2 pseudogenes are annotated in these 552 nt (G+C 48.4%); both read right to left on the reverse strand.

Going from position 1 to position 552, the window contains the following annotated elements:
• Window positions 1-111: pseudogene (gene minE / locus R7044_RS27300) on the reverse strand (cell division topological specificity factor MinE); the annotation flags it as partial.
• 2 nt (window positions 112-113) lie between these two features.
• A pseudogene (locus R7044_RS27305) lies at window positions 114-552 on the reverse strand (septum site-determining protein MinD); the annotation flags it as partial.

The raw sequence follows: 552 nt of genomic DNA on the forward strand, positions 1-552 counted from the left end.
AGGCGCAGGGTCATTTTGGCTGCGGCGTTCAGCCACGATGATTTGTAAGCGCTCTTTCGCCAGACTTGCAGATGTTTTTTTCTGCGGGCGGAAAAATTCTAATAATGACATGTCTAGCCTCCGAACAGTCGTTTAAAGAGTCCTTTCTTCTCCTCAGTAAGGAAACGAAATTCAACTTGATTGCCTAGTAAGCGATCAACAGTGTCAGAGTACGCCATGCCCGCATCGGTGTTTTCGTCGAATGTGACCGGCACACCTTTGTTTGATGCGTTAAGTACCGCTTGGCTTTCAGGAATCACGCCCAATAGTGGGATGTGTAGGATTTCTTCTACGTCTTCCACACTCAGCATTTCACCTTGGTTTACACGCGTAGGGTTGTAACGTGTAAGTAGAAGGTGTTGCTTCACTGGCTCTAGCCCTTGTTCAGCGCGTAGAGACTTAGAATCTAGGATGCCTAGAATGCGGTCTGAGTCGCGTACTGAAGATACTTCAGGGTTAGTCGTTACAATCGCTTCATCTGCGTAGTACAACGCCATGAGCGCGCCTTGCTCG

The sequence above is a fragment of the Vibrio sp. 1402 genome, from assembly GCF_033340275.1.